The organism is Pseudomonas sp. FYR_7, assembly GCF_043106155.1.
GTDB classification, from domain to species: Bacteria; Pseudomonadota; Gammaproteobacteria; order Pseudomonadales; family Pseudomonadaceae; genus Aquipseudomonas; species Aquipseudomonas parafulva_B.
In genome coordinates, this window is the sequence record NZ_JBICMI010000033.1 from 119,335 (window position 1) to 133,914 (window position 14,580).

At 62.9% G+C, this 14,580-nt stretch carries 14 protein-coding genes; 8 read left to right on the top strand and 6 right to left on the bottom strand.

The window, feature by feature from the left end:
- Positions 1-9: 9 nt before the first annotated feature.
- Complete coding sequence (locus ACF8R3_RS08500; protein ID WP_058638142.1) at positions 10-675, bottom strand: TetR/AcrR family transcriptional regulator; 666 nt, start codon at positions 673-675, stop codon at positions 10-12.
- A gap of 199 nt (positions 676-874) precedes the next feature.
- Here ACF8R3_RS08500 and coaD point away from each other — a divergent pair, with 199 nt between their 5' ends.
- Both coaD and ACF8R3_RS08510 read left to right on the top strand, forming a co-directional pair.
- Positions 875-1,354 (top strand): pantetheine-phosphate adenylyltransferase, encoded by a 480-nt coding sequence (gene coaD / locus ACF8R3_RS08505; RefSeq protein WP_023532462.1) that lies wholly within the window; start codon positions 875-877, stop codon positions 1,352-1,354.
- Between the two features lie 109 nt (positions 1,355-1,463).
- The gene (locus tag ACF8R3_RS08510; protein WP_058602885.1) at positions 1,464-1,715 is read left to right on the top strand and encodes a YfhL family 4Fe-4S dicluster ferredoxin; all 252 of its coding nucleotides are present in this window, start codon (positions 1,464-1,466) and stop codon (positions 1,713-1,715) included.
- Positions 1,716-1,782: 67 nt separating this feature from the next.
- On the opposite strand, the gene mutM is transcribed toward ACF8R3_RS08510, so the two are convergent.
- Positions 1,783-2,595, bottom strand: coding sequence for a bifunctional DNA-formamidopyrimidine glycosylase/DNA-(apurinic or apyrimidinic site) lyase (mutM, locus tag ACF8R3_RS08515; protein ID WP_058602884.1), 813 nt, complete (start codon positions 2,593-2,595; stop codon positions 1,783-1,785).
- Positions 2,596-2,598: 3 nt separating this feature from the next.
- Complete coding sequence (locus ACF8R3_RS08520) at positions 2,599-3,417, bottom strand: HDOD domain-containing protein (RefSeq protein ID WP_178091246.1); 819 nt, start codon at positions 3,415-3,417, stop codon at positions 2,599-2,601.
- A gap of 190 nt (positions 3,418-3,607) precedes the next feature.
- Between ACF8R3_RS08520 and ACF8R3_RS08525 the strand changes: the two genes are divergently transcribed.
- Positions 3,608-4,144, top strand: coding sequence for a type 1 glutamine amidotransferase domain-containing protein (locus tag ACF8R3_RS08525; protein ID WP_058638143.1), 537 nt, complete (start codon positions 3,608-3,610; stop codon positions 4,142-4,144).
- A 66-nt stretch (positions 4,145-4,210) separates the two neighbouring features.
- Entirely contained in the window at positions 4,211-5,407 is a 1,197-nt protein-coding gene (locus ACF8R3_RS08530; protein ID WP_058638144.1) for a class I SAM-dependent rRNA methyltransferase, read from the top strand.
- A 34-nt stretch (positions 5,408-5,441) separates the two neighbouring features.
- On the opposite strand, the gene ACF8R3_RS08535 is transcribed toward ACF8R3_RS08530, so the two are convergent.
- Positions 5,442-6,098: a magnesium transporter gene (locus tag ACF8R3_RS08535; protein WP_081321296.1), complete on the bottom strand. Its 657-nt coding sequence runs from the start codon at positions 6,096-6,098 to the stop codon at positions 5,442-5,444.
- 475 nt (positions 6,099-6,573) lie between these two features.
- Here ACF8R3_RS08535 and ilvD point away from each other — a divergent pair, with 475 nt between their 5' ends.
- Positions 6,574-8,415: a dihydroxy-acid dehydratase gene (gene ilvD / locus ACF8R3_RS08540; RefSeq protein ID WP_058638145.1), complete on the top strand. Its 1,842-nt coding sequence runs from the start codon at positions 6,574-6,576 to the stop codon at positions 8,413-8,415.
- A gap of 93 nt (positions 8,416-8,508) precedes the next feature.
- On the opposite strand, the gene ACF8R3_RS08545 is transcribed toward ilvD, so the two are convergent.
- On the bottom strand, positions 8,509-9,564 hold the full coding sequence (locus ACF8R3_RS08545) for a haloacid dehalogenase-like hydrolase (protein ID WP_196185510.1): 1,056 nt from the start codon (positions 9,562-9,564) through the stop codon (positions 8,509-8,511).
- Between the two features lie 241 nt (positions 9,565-9,805).
- Here ACF8R3_RS08545 and ACF8R3_RS08550 point away from each other — a divergent pair, with 241 nt between their 5' ends.
- Positions 9,806-11,197: an L-cystine transporter gene (locus ACF8R3_RS08550; RefSeq protein WP_392515447.1), complete on the top strand. Its 1,392-nt coding sequence runs from the start codon at positions 9,806-9,808 to the stop codon at positions 11,195-11,197.
- Between the two features lie 47 nt (positions 11,198-11,244).
- On the opposite strand, the gene ACF8R3_RS08555 is transcribed toward ACF8R3_RS08550, so the two are convergent.
- Positions 11,245-11,760 (bottom strand): dihydrofolate reductase, encoded by a 516-nt coding sequence (locus tag ACF8R3_RS08555; protein ID WP_392515448.1) that lies wholly within the window; start codon positions 11,758-11,760, stop codon positions 11,245-11,247.
- 54 nt (positions 11,761-11,814) lie between these two features.
- Here ACF8R3_RS08555 and ACF8R3_RS08560 point away from each other — a divergent pair, with 54 nt between their 5' ends.
- Positions 11,815-13,206 carry a DUF2868 domain-containing protein gene (locus tag ACF8R3_RS08560; protein ID WP_392515449.1) on the top strand — a complete coding sequence of 464 codons (1,392 nt, stop codon included), beginning with the start codon at positions 11,815-11,817 and terminating at the stop codon, positions 13,204-13,206.
- Positions 13,199-14,563 carry a GTPase/DUF3482 domain-containing protein gene (locus ACF8R3_RS08565; protein ID WP_392515451.1) on the top strand — a complete coding sequence of 455 codons (1,365 nt, stop codon included), beginning with the start codon at positions 13,199-13,201 and terminating at the stop codon, positions 14,561-14,563. The genes ACF8R3_RS08560 and ACF8R3_RS08565 overlap by 8 nt, the downstream gene beginning before the upstream one ends.
- The last annotated feature ends 17 nt before the right edge of the window (positions 14,564-14,580 follow it).

Consider the following 14,580-nt stretch of genomic DNA (forward strand, 5'->3'; position numbering starts at 1 on the left):
GCCCTGGCGCTAGTGCTCAAGCGCCTGAATGAACGGTACGTGAAACTCGCGGCACAAGGCTTGCACCGCATTGCGCGCAGGCTCGGTGACGAACCCCAGCTCAAGGGCCAGCACTTGATACACGCCCCGCTTGAACGCTTCTTCACCCAGGTGCGCTGCATGCTCCCGGGTCGTGCTGAGAAAGCGCACCCATGAGGTGAGCACGATCCAGGCGTTGATGGTCAGCGACTCCTGCTGCGCGGGGTTCATCGCCAGGATACCCGCCTCGACGAAACCGCGGTAAATGGCCTTGCCCTGACGCATGCAGCGTGCGGAGAAGCGTCGATAACGGGCTGCCAGCTCAGCATCGCTGCCCAGCAGATGCTCCAGATCGCGGTGCAGAAAACGGTAGTTCCACATCGCAGCCAGCAGTGCCTGCAGGTAGAACCGCTTGTCCTGCACCGCCAGCGGGCGCCCCTGCGGCGGGCGCAGAAAGCTGTCTACGTGCGCTTCGTAATGGCCGAACAAAACCGCAATAATCGCCTGCTTGTTGGGGAAGTGGTAATACAGATTGCCGGGTGAGATGCCCAGATGCGCCGCGATATGGTTGGTGCTGACGCTGCGCTCGCCCGACTGATTGAACAGCTCGAGGCTGCTCTGGACGATTCTCTCGCGGGTCTTGATGGGCCGGGCCATGTCCAGCTTCCTGTATACGGAGCAGTGAAAACCGCCATGGTACGAGGTATTGCCGAGGTGTTGCACGGTACCCAAGCGCTGCGGCCTCGCACCATCGGCTGGCCCAAAGTATAGTGCCTTGGCCGGCCGCATGACTTGGCCGGGCGCAGTCGCTGCGCTACCATCCGACTCCCCAACGCACTCCAGCCAGGATGACGCGATGAACCGAGTGTTGTACCCGGGTACTTTCGACCCCATTACCAAAGGCCATGGCGATCTGGTCGAGCGCGCCTCGCGGCTGTTCGACACCGTGATCATTGCAGTGGCCGCCAGCCCCAAGAAAAACCCTTTGTTCCCGCTGGAACAACGCGTGGAGCTGGCCCGTGAGGTCACCAGGCACCTGCCCAATGTCGAAGTCATCGGCTTTTCCTCGCTGCTGGCGCATTTCGCCAAGGAGCAAGGTGCCAATGTGTTCCTTCGTGGTTTGCGTGCAGTGTCGGACTTCGAATACGAGTTCCAGCTGGCGAACATGAACCGTCAACTGGCCCCCGACGTCGAGAGCCTGTTTCTTACGCCGTCAGAGCGGTACTCGTTCATCTCGTCGACCCTGGTTCGCGAAATCGCCGCACTGGGGGGCGATATCAGCAAATTTGTGCACCCGGCCGTGGCCGATGCGCTGACTGAGCGCTTCAAGAAATAAAGCCGCTGTTCCAGATCGTCGCGCCTGCGTGCACTGCAGGCGCGAATGCGGCACAATTGTGCCCATTGCGTTGAACATGCCCGGGCGTTGAGCCCCGGCCGGAGCCCCCATGTCCCTGATCATCACCGACGATTGCATCAACTGCGACGTCTGCGAACCCGAGTGCCCCAACGAGGCCATCTCCCAAGGCGAAGAGATCTACGTGATCGACCCCAACCTGTGCACCCAGTGCGTGGGTCATTACGACGAGCCGCAGTGCCAACAGGTCTGCCCGGTCGACTGCATCCCGCTGGATGAGGCGCACCCGGAAAGCCAAGAGCAGCTGATGGCCAAGTACCTGAAGATCACCGGCAAGGCCTGACGCTGCCGGCCATCGGCATGCCCGCGCCTTGCTCCTCCGTGGCGATCATCCCGAAGCGCGCAAGGCCTCAGCGCTGGCAGCGCGGGCAGAACACGCTGGCGCGTTGACCCAGCTTCACATCCCGTAGTTCGGTGCTACATACCTTGCAGGGCAAGCCGCCGCGCCCGTAGGCGAACAGTGTCTGCTGGAAATACCCTGGCTGGCCGTCACCGCCGATGAAATCGCGCAGCGTGGTGCCGCCCAGCTCGATGGCCGCCGCCAGCACGCGCTTGATCTCGATGGCCAGCTTCAGGTAACGCGCCCGCGAAATGCCACCGGCCGCGCGGCGCGGATCGATGCCGGCAGCGAACAGCGCTTCGGTCGCATAGATGTTGCCTACGCCAACGACCACGGCGTTGTCCATGATGAAGGGCTTGACCGCCATCGACCGACCGCGGGACAGCTGGAACAGTCGCTCACCGTCAAACAGGTCGGTCAGTGGCTCGGGGCCAAGTCGCAGCAGCAACGCATGATTGAGCGGGTCCTGGCTCCAGAGCATGGCGCCAAAGCGGCGCGGGTCGGTGTAGCGCAGCATCAGACCGGATTCGAGCTCGATGTCCACGTGCTCGTGCTTGCCAGCCGGCAAGCCCGCCTCCACCAGCCGTAGATTGCCCGACATGCCCAAGTGGCTGATCAGGGTCCCTACTTCGGCATTGATCAGCAGGTACTTGGCCCGGCGTTCGACCGTGACGATGCGTTGCCCGGAGAGCCGCACGTCCAGGTCCTCCGGGATCGGCCAGCGCAAGCGGCGGTCACGCACGACCACGCGGCTGACGCGCTGACCTTCGACATGCGGTGCAATGCCGCGCCGGGTGGTCTCTACCTCGGGTAACTCAGGCATGTATCAGTGCCCACCTAGTTCTCGGATGTTCTGTTTGAGGTTATCGAAGTCGTATTCCGACAAGCCTATGTAATCGAGCACCAGCGGCCCCACTACGTTCCATTCCTGATCCACCGTCTGGTTGCCCAATACCCGGTAGGAGGCACAGATGTGCTCGGCCATCTTGAGCACCGCCAACAGGTTTTTCATCTGGCTTTGGTTGTTGCGGGCGCTGTCATCGCGAAACACTGCCAGCGCGTTGTGGTGGTTGGCGATGGCGCCGGTCAGGTGTTCGGGCAGGCGCCAGGACTTGGCCGTGAAATAGCCGACGACGGCATGATTGGTGTTGAAGGCGCGGTTCTCGGTGTCCACCACGCGGGTCTGCTCGTTGGTTTTTGCATAGGCCTCTTCGAGCACATCCATGTACGTGGGGAAGCGCTTGAGCATCAGCGGAACGCCGCAATCGTGGAACAGCCCGAGGGTATAGGCTTCGTCGGCGGGCTGGATACCCGTGCGCTTGGCCAGCGTCAGACAGGTCATTGCCACATCCTGCGCGGTATCCCAGAACCGGTTAAGGGTGACGATGGTTTCATCGCTCATTTCACCCTTGATCGACTGCGCGTTGATCAGGTTGATGATCGAACGACTACCCAGCAAATTCACCGCACGCTGGATCGAGCCAATCTTGTTGGACAGGCCAAAGTGCGCCGAGTTGACCAGCTTGAGCAAGGCCCCCGACAACCCGGGGTCCTGAGCGATCAGTTTGGCGATGGTTTCCAGGTCCGGGTCAGGCATGTACTGCTCGAACTGCAAATCGACCATGATCTGCGGCTGCGGCGGAATGGTGATGCCTTGCAAGGCTTGCTGGATCTGTTCGGCGGTGAGTTCTTGGGACATGCGTGCACACTCGTATGGGACTGCCGATTCTACCGCGATGCACCCCACAGAACTAACCGCTGGATCAGTGAACTTGAACTTTCATGAGCGCGGGTGGGCCTGTTTCTCATATTCATCAAGTAAAGGAGCAAGGCCCATGGGTACTGAACTGAACGGCAAGCGCGTGGCTATCCTGGTGACTGATGGCTTCGAGCAGGTGGAATTGACAGGCCCGCGTGACGCCCTGCAGCAGGCGGGCGCCCAGGTGCACGTGCTGAGCGAGAAGCAAGGCACGGTGCGCGGCTGGAACCACGACGAGCCCGCGGACGAATTCAAGGTCGACGGCACCTTCGACAGCGCCAGCGAACTCTACGATGCCGTGGTCCTGCCAGGCGGCGTACAGAACTCGGACACCATCCGCCTGGTTGAAGGCGCGCAGAAAATCGTCAAAAGCCATGACGCGGCCGGCAAACCGATTGCCGTGATCTGCCACGGCGGCTGGTTGCTGATTTCGAGCGGCTTGACCCAGGGCAAGCGCATGACCAGCTTCAAGACCCTGCAGGATGACCTGCGCAACGCTGGCGCCGAGTGGGTCGACGAAGAAGTAGTGGTTGACGGGAACCTGATCAGCAGCCGGCAGCCCGATGACATCCCTGCCTTCAACAAGGCACTGATCCAGGCCCTGTCGTCCTGACAGCTGGCGCTCAGCATTAAGGTTGGGTAGGGGTTATACTCCCGCTCTTTTTTCCGGAGCGACGTCATGTCCCTGCCCAGCCTTCGCCTCAAAGCCAATGCCGACCGCCGCCTGCGCGCAGGCCATCTGTGGGTCTACAGCAACGAGGTAGACGTTGCCACCACCCCGCTGCAAGGCTTGCAGGCCGGCCAGCAAGCCGTGCTCGAAGCCGCCAACGGCAAGCCACTGGGCATCGTTGCCCTGAGCCCCAATAACCTGATCTGCGCCCGCTTGCTGTCACGCGACGTCAAGCTGCCACTGGACAAGTCACTGCTGGTGCACCGCCTGAACGTGGCCTTGTCACTGCGCGAGCGCCTGTTCGACAAGCCATGCTATCGCCTCGTCTATGGCGATTCCGATTGGCTGCCGGGGCTGGTCGTCGATCGCTTCTTCGACATCCTGGTGGTGCAACTGGCATCGGCAACCATGGAAGCGCACAAGGATGAGGTGATCGCGGCGCTGGTCCAGGTGCTCAAGCCAAGCGGCATCCTGTTCAAGAACGATTCGGCGGCCCGTGATGCCGAAGGCCTGCAGCGCTATGTCGAAACCGTTTACGGTGAAGTCCCGGATTGGGTTCCGCTGGAAGAAAACGGTGTTCGTTTCGAAGCCCCGGTCCGTGAAGGCCAGAAAACCGGCTGGTTCTATGACCACCGCATGAACCGTGCACGCCTGGCCCCCTATGTTCAGGGCAAGCGCGTACTCGACCTGTTCAGCTACATCGGCGGTTGGGGTGTGCAGGCGGGTGCCTTCGGCGCCAGCGAAGTGTTCTGCGTCGATGCATCGGGCTTTGCCCTGGATGGCGTTGAGCGCAACGCCGCGCTCAACGGTATTGGTGAGAAGCTGACCTGCGTCGAGGGCGACGTCTTCGAAGCCTTGCGCGAACTCAAGGCAGCCGAGGAGCGCTTCGACGTGATCATTGCCGACCCGCCCGCCTTCATCAAGCGCAAGAAAGACCTGAAGAACGGCGAGGCGGCTTACCGCAGGCTCAACGAGCAGGCCATGCGCATGCTGAACAAGGACGGCATTCTGGTCAGTGCTTCTTGCTCGATGCACCTGCCCGAAGACGATCTGCACAACATCCTGCTGACCAGTGCCCGTCACCTGGACCGCAACATGCAGCTGCTCGAGCGCGGTGGTCAGGGCCCTGACCATCCGGTGCACCCGGCGATTGGCGAAACCCGCTACATCAAGAGCATCACCTGCCGGTTACTGCCCAACAGCTGAGCCATGACGGGGGCCTGGGTGGCCCCCGATCGTTTCAGAGTTCAAGCACCTGGGTCGCGATACCGAAGTACACCAACACGCCTGCTGCGTCGGCAATGGACGTGATCAATGGCCCGCTGGCCGTGGCGGGGTCCAGCTTGAGCCGGCTCAGCAGAAACGGCAGGCTCATGCCGATCAGGCTGCCGACCAGCACGATCACCACCATGCTGCTGGCCACGATCAAGGCGATCTGCGGGCCGCCACGCAACAGCCCAAGCGATGCCACGGCTACCGCCATGGTGCAGCCCAGCAGCAGCGCGACGCCAAATTCGCGCCCCAGCATTCGCCCCCAGTCGCTCAGCGTGACTTCGCCTGTGGCCAGGCCCCTGACCATGAGGGTTGCCGACTGGGAGCCTGCATTGCCGCCGCTGTCGACCAGCAGTGGCAGAAAGAACACCAGGGCGATATGCGCGGCAATGGTTTCTTCGAAGGCCGCGATGCCTGCCCCTGAGAACAGGTTGCCGAACACCAGCAGCACCAGCCACAGCACCCGCTTGCGGTACAGCAATCCGAGGGTCGCGTGCCGCAGGTCACCGATGGTAGTGGTGATGGAGGCGCCTTTGTGGAAGCTTTCGGTGGTTTGCCGCCGTTGCGCATCGAGCGCAGCGTCGACGGCACCAGCAGCGATGGTTTTATCGATAGGGTTTTGCATGAAGTTCTCCAGGCGCCGACCAGGCGCCTGCAGGCTTCAGCCTCGCAGACTCAAGCCCTCGGCAGCCCTGGCGGCGGCGCGCTCAGTGCCAGGTTGCAGTTCGTGACGAACCGGTAACTGGGAAGGTCCATTGAGGGTTATCTCGTCAAGCCGCACATGCGGCGGCCGAATGATAATGGCAAGTCAGGCGCAGGTCAGCCTCACACGGATCGTTTCAGACGGTTCCTACAACTTCGGGTTTCCGCCCAAAACCGCCGCCCGGACACATCGTCATGCCTTCCCGGCGCCAGCGGTGTAGAATCGGGCTATTCATCGCCAGTCATCCCCCGGCGGGTTTATGAGCTCTGGCCAAGCACGCGGCGATCCCGCGCGGTCTTCGGCCCCATCCGTGCCAGTGGCAACCGGCCTGCGGTACAGAGGACAAGAGAAGCTCACTCCCCTTTCTGTGACCTGATTAAGCCGCCAGGAGTGTTTCATGCCTGATTATCGTTCCAAGACTTCCACCCACGGCCGCAACATGGCAGGTGCACGCGCCCTGTGGCGTGCCACCGGCATGAAGGACGAAGACTTCAAGAAGCCGATCATCGCCATCGCCAACTCCTTCACCCAGTTCGTGCCGGGCCATGTGCACCTCAAGGACCTGGGCCAGCTGGTCGCTCGCGAGATCGAGCGCGCCGGTGGCGTGGCCAAGGAATTCAACACCATCGCGGTCGATGACGGCATCGCCATGGGTCACGACGGCATGCTGTACTCGCTGCCCAGCCGTGAAATCATCGCCGACGCGGTGGAGTACATGGTCAACGCGCACTGTGCCGATGCCATCGTCTGCATCTCCAACTGCGACAAGATCACCCCCGGCATGCTGATGGCTGCCTTGCGCCTGAACATTCCGGTGATCTTCGTCTCCGGCGGCCCTATGGAAGCCGGCAAGACCAAGCTGGCAAGCCATGGCCTGGACCTGGTCGACGCCATGGTCATCGCCGCCGACAGCACGGCCTCCGATGAAAAGGTCGCCGAATACGAGCGCAGCGCCTGCCCTACCTGCGGCTCGTGCTCTGGCATGTTCACCGCCAACTCGATGAACTGCCTGACCGAGGCGTTGGGCCTGGCCCTGCCGGGCAACGGTTCCACCCTGGCCACCCACTCGGACCGCGAGCAGTTGTTCCTGACGGCCGGCCGCACCATCGTCGAGCTGTGCAAACGTTACTACGGCGAGAACGACGCATCGGTCCTGCCGCGCAGCATCGCCAACTTCAAGGCGTTCGAGAACGCCATGATGCTGGACATCGCCATGGGGGGGTCGACCAACACCATCCTGCACCTGCTGGCTGCGGCGCAGGAAGGCGAAGTGGCATTCGACCTGCGCGACATCGATCGTCTGTCGCGCAAGGTGCCGCAGCTGTGCAAGGTGGCGCCCAACATCCAGAAGTACCACATGGAGGACGTGCACCGCGCCGGCGGTATCTTCAGCATCCTGGGCTCGCTGGCCCGTGGCGGCCTGCTGCACACCGACCTGCCCACCGTGCATAGCCGCAGCATGGAAGAAGCCATCGCCAAGTGGGACATCACCCAGACCGACGACGAGGCAGTGCACACCTTCTTCAAGGCTGGCCCAGCTGGCATCCCGACCCAGACCGCGTTCAGCCAGTCGACGCGTTGGGAAACCCTGGATAACGACCGCGAGAACGGCTGCATCCGCAGCTTCGAGCACGCGTATTCACAAGAGGGTGGTTTGGCCGTGCTGTACGGCAACATCGCCCTGGACGGCTGCGTGGTGAAAACCGCCGGTGTCGACGAATCGATCCATGTGTTCGAAGGCACGGCCAAGATCTTCGAAAGCCAGGACAGCGCCGTGCGTGGCATCCTCGCCGACGAAGTGAAGGCCGGCGACATCGTGATCATCCGCTACGAAGGCCCGAAAGGTGGCCCGGGCATGCAGGAAATGCTGTATCCCACGTCGTACCTCAAGTCCAAAGGCCTGGGCAAGGCGTGCGCCCTGCTCACCGACGGCCGCTTCTCGGGAGGCACCTCGGGCCTGTCCATCGGTCATGCCTCGCCGGAAGCCGCAGCAGGCGGCGCCATCGGCCTGGTGCGTGACGGCGACAAAGTCCTGATCGATATCCCCAACCGCTCGATCAACCTGCTGGTGAGCGATGACGAGCTGGCCGAGCGCCGCGCCGAGCAGGACAAGAAGGGCTGGAAACCGGCTGAGGTACGCCCGCGCAAGGTGACGACAGCCTTGAAGGCCTACGCCCTGTTGGCGACCAGTGCCGACAAAGGTGCCGTGCGCAACAAGGCGATGCTCGAAGGGCTGTGATACCCATCCAGCATGACGAGAACCGGCGCTTCGAGCGCCGGTTTTTTATTGCCAAGACAGCGGCCTCGCGCATCCATCACGGATGCAACCTGCTCACTGAATCTGTTCAGGCGTCACGATCACCCAGTTCTTGTCTGCCGTCACCGGCAACCCTTCCTTGGCCTGGGCCGCTGCCTGCCTGGCGATCATTCCTTCGAGCTGCTCCATGTACTTGGGCTTGCGGTTTATCCACAGGTGGATCCCGCCCTTGCCGACATCCACGCCATGAAACTGCATGTAGCCATCGCTGGTCGGGGTATCGCCGCCCACCAGCACGGGCTTCTTCCATTCATCGATGTAGGTCAGGATCGCCGCTTGCTTGCCCGCCATCCACGTGGCGGGCGTCCACAGGTAAGGGGTCAGTTCGAGCCCTTCGTTAGCCTTGGCGTCGTAGTGCCCAGCGCTGATCTGCTTGCGTGCCGTGGTCAATTGCCCCGTGGCACGATCCTTGAGCAGCAGGCTGACCCCGATCACGTTCTGCGGCTTCACGTTGTAGCCATACTTGGGGTCAGAGGCGACCATGCGCACCAGCTCTTCGGAAGCGGCTGACACCACGTAGACTTCAATGCCGTTCTCCATCAACTTGTTGTACAGCTCGGCCTGGCCCTTGAAGACCTTGGGCGGCTGCACTTCGATGGCCTTGACCTGATCCCCGTCGTAGTAGGTGCTGGGCACAGGCTTGCCGGACGCCATGAGCGCATCCACCTGTACTTTCAGTTCCTTGAGGGTGAAGCCGGAAAACACTTGCGCCACCCAGGGGTAGCAGACCATGTCGTCGATCTCACACAGCCGGTAGTAGTAGCTGAACAGGCTTTCCTTGTGCTCGGCACTGTCCTTGAAGGGAATGAGTTTCAGCGAAGGGTCCAGCTTGTCACGGCTCAGCAGCCCTTTGTTCTCCATGAATGGCAACAACGCTTCTTCAAGGTCGTAGCGGTAGCTGGTGTTGTCCATGTCGAACACCGCATAGTTACCCTTATGGGCATTGGCGATGATCATGCGGTCGAGCTGTGTGGCGGCTTCGGCTGGCCAGTGGTCAAGCTCGGTAGCGGAGGTTTGCCAGCTGAACAGCAGGGACAGGCCGATGGCGGCGGTTTTGAGCGCAACGTTCATGTACGAATCTCCTGAAACGACTGACAGACGCTATTCGAGTGAGCCCTGTCAGCACCGCTCGATTGCGACCTTTACACCCCAGTAAACGCCTCGCTCATTACAATCCACGACGCCTCTTTATTCCATTTGCGACTATATAAATTCGATTTGGATATAAATTCGTTTGTTTTCAGGCTGTTAGCATTTCCGTTCGCAATCGCACATAGAGGCGGCGCCTCATCTTCTCGTTTTCGGAGCTTCAATGAACCTGCCACTGCTGCTAAACCTGCTGGCGTTCCTGGCCTTGTTGCTAGGACTGGCGCAGACCCGCCGTACCGACTGGAGCCTGGCCAAGATAGTGCTGCTGGGCCTGGCACTTGGCGTGGGCTTCGGCTTGGCCCTGCATACGATCTATGGCGCAGGGCACCCTGTGCTCAAGACCACCATCACCTGGCTGGACCTGGTCGGCAACGGCTACGTGGGCCTGTTGCAGATGATCGTCATGCCGCTGATCTTCGCCTCCATCCTCAGCGCCGTGGCGCGTCTGCACAATGCCTCTTCCCTGGGACGCATCAGCGTCCTGAGCATCGGCACGCTGCTGCTGACCACGGCTATCGCTGCCCTGATCGGCATCCTGCTGACCAACCTCTTTGGCCTCAGTGCCGAAGGCCTGGTGGCAGGCGCCCAGGAGAGCGCACGCATGCAAGTGATCCACAGCGACTATGCAGGTAAGGTCGCCGACCTCAACATCCCGCAACTGCTGCTTTCGTTCATCCCCAGCAATCCGGTTGGCGACCTGGCGCGGGCCAAGCCGACATCGATCATCAGCGTGGTCATCTTTGCCGTCTTCGTCGGCCTGGCCGCCTTGCAGTTGATCAGGGACGACGCCGAAAAGGGTCAGCGTGCACTCTCGGCCATCGATACCCTGCAAGCCTGGGTGATGCGCCTGGTGCGCGTGGTCATGAAGCTCACGCCTTACGGCGTGCTGGCATTGATGACCAAGGTGGTGGCCAGCTCGAACATGGAAGACATCCTCAAGTTGGGCAGCTTCGTGGTCGTGTCCTACCTAGGCCTGGCGCTGATGTTCGTGGTCCACGCCATCATCCTGGCGGCGATCGGGGTCAGCCCGCTGCGCTTCTTCCGCAAGGTATGGCCCGTACTGACCTTCGCCTTCACCAGCCGTTCGAGCGCTGCCAGCATCCCGCTGAACATCGAGGCCCAGACGCGTCGCCTGGGCGTGCCGCAGTCAATCGCCAGCTTCAGCGCCTCATTCGGGACCACCATCGGTCAGAATGGCTGTGCCGGGCTGTACCCTGCCATGTTGGCGGTGATGGTCGCGCCAGCGGTTGGCATCGACACCTTCGATCCGCTATGGATCGCCACGTTGGTGGCCATCGTCACGCTCAGTTCGGCCGGTGTGGCCGGAGTTGGCGGCGGCGCTACCTTCGCCGCGCTGATCGTGCTGCCGGCCATGGGCTTGCCGGTGGAGCTGGTGGCCCTGCTGATTTCGGTGGAGCCGCTGATCGACATGGGCCGTACGGCGTTGAACGTGAACGGTTCGATGACGGCTGGCGTGGTAACCAGCCAGCTGCTCAAGGAAACCGACAAGCAGGTACTGGCCGATGATGAACACGCAGCATTAAGCCATACCTGAGTTCACGGGGGGCCGCACGGCGCGGCCCTTTCCTCGCGCAACAGGCGTCAGGCCTTGTCCCACACCTCGAAGTGATACAACGGCTTACCTTCCTCAGCCTGCGCCTGACTGGACAGCAGCGTCCACTGCTTGCGATCGAAATCCGGGAACCAGGCATCGCCCTTGGGCGACAGCTCGACCCGCGTCACGTACATCCGGCTGACGAGTCCTTGCTCCAGCGCCTGCCCGTAGAGCTGCGCACCACCGATCAGCATCAGCTCGTCGACACCTTGCTCGCGCGCCCACTGATCAGCCCGCACCAGCGCGTCTTCCAGCGAAGCGAAAACTTCGGCACCGGCCAGTTCCAGCCCGGGCTGCCTGCTGACCACGAGATTCAACCGCCCAGGCAGCGGCCGCCCCAGCGAATCCCAGGTCTTGCGGCCCATGATGATGGGCTTGCCCAAGGTGGTGGCCTTGAAATACTTGAAGTCCCCCGGCAAATGCCAGGGCATGGAATTGTCGATGCCTATCACGCGGTTTTCGGCGCAGGCCACGATCAGGCTTAAGGGCAGTAATGTCTTCATGCCGGCGAGAATAGCATCGCGCGGGTGAGTTATGCTGCTGCCACGACCTGTGCGATGGAACACCCTGTGACTGCACCTTCTTTGCTGGACAAGCGCTGGCTCACCGAGGCGATACGCCTGCGCGAAGAACATGCCGGCCCTCTCGAGGATCAGGAAGCCAACCGCCGTGCCCGCCAGCAAGGCGGCAGCCTGGCCCTGCGCATCGAGACCCGCGCGCTGCTGCTGGCCGAACGCGACGGCTTGACCGCCGCGTTGCGGCGTTGGAAGCAAGGGGCACGCCTGGCGCTGGTGGCGATGGTGTTGATGGCCGTGCTCAGTGGCGGCGGCCTGGCGTTGGCCGCACTGGGTGACGGGCAGCGGCCGGTGAATGTGTTTTGGGCGCTGGGCAGCCTGCTGGGGCTGAACTTGGTCATGTTGCTGGGCTGGTTGATCGGCTTGTTTCTGAGCGGTGAACATGGCGCGCTGCTGGGGCGGCTTTGGCTGTGGTTGAGCGAACGCTTTGCCCGCGACGCCCGTGCCGCCCACCTGGCGCCGGCCCTGCTGGTGCTGCTGCAACGCCAACGCCTGGGCCGTTGGTTGCTGGGTTTGCTGGTCCACAGCCTGTGGCTGGCGGCCATGCTGAGCGCGGTGGGTATGCTGCTGACATTGCTGGCCACCCGGCGCTATGGCTTTGTCTGGGAAACCACGTTGCTGGCGGCCGAACCCTTCATCGCCATGACCCAGGCCCTGGGCGCCCTGCCCGCGCTGCTGGGCTTTGCGGTACCTGACCCGGCCATGATCCGGGCCAGCGGTGACACCGCGCCGGCCCTGGCCATGACGCGCCAGGCATGGGCCAGCTGGCTGCTGGGCGTGGTGGTAGTCTATGGCGTGCTGCCGCGTCTGCTCCTGGCTGGCGTATGCCTGTGGCGCTGGCGGCAAGGGCGCCAACGCCTGGCGCTGGACACGGACCTGCCAGGCTACATGCCGCTGCGCGACAGGCTGATGCCCAACAGCGAGCGCCTGGGCGTGAAGGACGATGCGCCCGACACACTGCCGCAATTCAAGGCCCAGCCGTCACTCATTGAAAATGCCGGCGCACTGCTGGTCGGCGTCGAGCTGGATGATCAGCGCCCCTGGCCGCCGTCATTGCCCGACAATGTCGCCGATGCTGGTGTGCTGGACAGCCGGGAGTCGCGGCATCGTCTGCTTGAGCAACTGGGGCGTTTTCCACCCGCGCGCCTGACCATTGCCCTCGATCCTGAGCGCTCGCCGGACCGCGGTAGCCTGGCCTTGCTAGCCGAGCTGGCGCGCAATGCAGGCAGTACGCGTATCTGGCTGTTGCCTACCGTCGCTGACCAGCTGCGTGACGAGCGGCGCTTGAATGACTGGCGTGAAGCCCTGGATCGCCTGGGGCTCCCTCATGCCGATACTTTACCGCTGGCCTGGTTGGAGCACGGTCATGACTGAGCCCTTGAAGCTGGCCGTAGTAGGCCACACCAACGTGGGCAAGACCTCGCTGCTACGCACCCTCACGCGTGACGTCGGTTTCGGGGAGGTCTCGCATCGCCCCAGCACCACACGCCATGTGGAAGGGGCTCGCTTGTCCGTGGACGGGGAGCCTCTGCTGGAGCTCTACGACACACCGGGCCTGGAAGACGCCATCGCCCTGCTCGACTACCTCGAACGCCTCGAACGCCCTGGCGAGCGCCTGGATGGCCCGGCGCGGCTGGAGCGCTTTCTGCAGGGCAGCGAGGCGCGCCAGCGCTTCGAGCAGGAGGCCAAGGTGCTGCGCCAGCTGCTGGCAAGCGATGCCGGGCTCTATGTCATCGACGCCCGCGAGCCGGTGCTGGCCAAGTACCGTGACGAACTCGACGTGCTGGCCAGCTGTGGCAAGCCACTTCTGCCGGTGCTCAACTTTGTCTCCAGCCCCCAGCATCGCGAACCGCAGTGGCGTGAAGCCCTCGCCCGGCTTGGGCTTCATGCATTGGTGAGATTCGACACCGTAGCCCCACCAGAAGATGGCGAGCGCCGCCTGTATGAGAGCCTCGCCCTGCTGCTGGAAGATGCACGCCCTAGCTTGCAGCGCCTGATCGACGATCAGCAGGCCCAACGGGTGGCCCGCCAGCAAGGTGGCAAACGCCTGATCGCCGAATTGCTGCTGGACTGCGCCGCCTGTCGTCGCAGCGTGGAAGGTGAACCTTCTGCCCAGGCACAGGCCATCGAGGCGCTACACCAGGCCGTGCGCCAGCGTGAACAGCGCTGCGTGGAGGCTCTGCTCAAGCTCTATGCGTTCCGGCGCGACGACGCGCATGCCAGCGACCTGCCGTTGCTGGACGGGCGCTGGGGGGACGATCTGTTCAATCCTGAAGCCCTGAAGCAGCTTGGAGTGCGTGTAGGCGGCGGTGTAGCGGCAGGCGCGGCGGCCGGGGCCGGCGTGGACCTGCTGGCAGGTGGGCTTACCCTGGGCGTCGCAGCCTTGGCCGGGGCCATCGCCGGCGGCGCCCTGCAGACGGCACGCGGCTATGGCGCGCGCCTGATGGGCAAGCTCAAGGGCAAACGCGAGCTGACCGTCGACGATACCGTCCTGCGCTTGCTGGCCTTGCGTCAGCAACAGCTGATGGTGGCACTGGACCACCGTGGGCACGCCGCTCAGGACAGTATTCGCTTGGGCCCCTTGGATGAAAAGACCTGGCGTCAGGGCAAGCTGCCCGAACCGCTGGTGCGGGCTCGCGCGCACCCGCAATGGTCCACGCTCAACCCAGGTGCTAAACCGAACCAGGCCCAGCGTCAGGAGCAGCTCGAAGCGCTGGTACAGCAGCTTTAGGCCTGGCCTTAGGCTGT

Bases quoted from the DNA above. Each gene is read 5' to 3' on its own strand.
- ACF8R3_RS08560 (WP_392515449.1), top strand. From the start codon at position 11,815: ATGGAACACCCTGTGACTGCACCTTCTTTGCTGGACAAGCGCTGGCTC.
- ACF8R3_RS08510 (WP_058602885.1), top strand. From the start codon at position 1,464: ATGTCCCTGATCATCACCGACGATTGCATCAACTGCGACGTCTGCGAA.
- ACF8R3_RS08550 (WP_392515447.1), top strand. From the start codon at position 9,806: ATGAACCTGCCACTGCTGCTAAACCTGCTGGCGTTCCTGGCCTTGTTG.
- ACF8R3_RS08565 (WP_392515451.1), top strand. From the start codon at position 13,199: ATGACTGAGCCCTTGAAGCTGGCCGTAGTAGGCCACACCAACGTGGGC.
- mutM (WP_058602884.1), bottom strand. From the start codon at position 2,595: ATGCCTGAGTTACCCGAGGTAGAGACCACCCGGCGCGGCATTGCACCG.
- coaD (WP_023532462.1), top strand. From the start codon at position 875: ATGAACCGAGTGTTGTACCCGGGTACTTTCGACCCCATTACCAAAGGC.
- ACF8R3_RS08500 (WP_058638142.1), bottom strand. From the start codon at position 675: ATGGCCCGGCCCATCAAGACCCGCGAGAGAATCGTCCAGAGCAGCCTC.
- ACF8R3_RS08530 (WP_058638144.1), top strand. From the start codon at position 4,211: ATGTCCCTGCCCAGCCTTCGCCTCAAAGCCAATGCCGACCGCCGCCTG.
- ACF8R3_RS08525 (WP_058638143.1), top strand. From the start codon at position 3,608: ATGGGTACTGAACTGAACGGCAAGCGCGTGGCTATCCTGGTGACTGAT.
- ACF8R3_RS08545 (WP_196185510.1), bottom strand. From the start codon at position 9,564: ATGAACGTTGCGCTCAAAACCGCCGCCATCGGCCTGTCCCTGCTGTTC.
- ACF8R3_RS08535 (WP_081321296.1), bottom strand. From the start codon at position 6,098: ATGCAAAACCCTATCGATAAAACCATCGCTGCTGGTGCCGTCGACGCT.
- ACF8R3_RS08555 (WP_392515448.1), bottom strand. From the start codon at position 11,760: ATGAAGACATTACTGCCCTTAAGCCTGATCGTGGCCTGCGCCGAAAAC.
- ilvD (WP_058638145.1), top strand. From the start codon at position 6,574: ATGCCTGATTATCGTTCCAAGACTTCCACCCACGGCCGCAACATGGCA.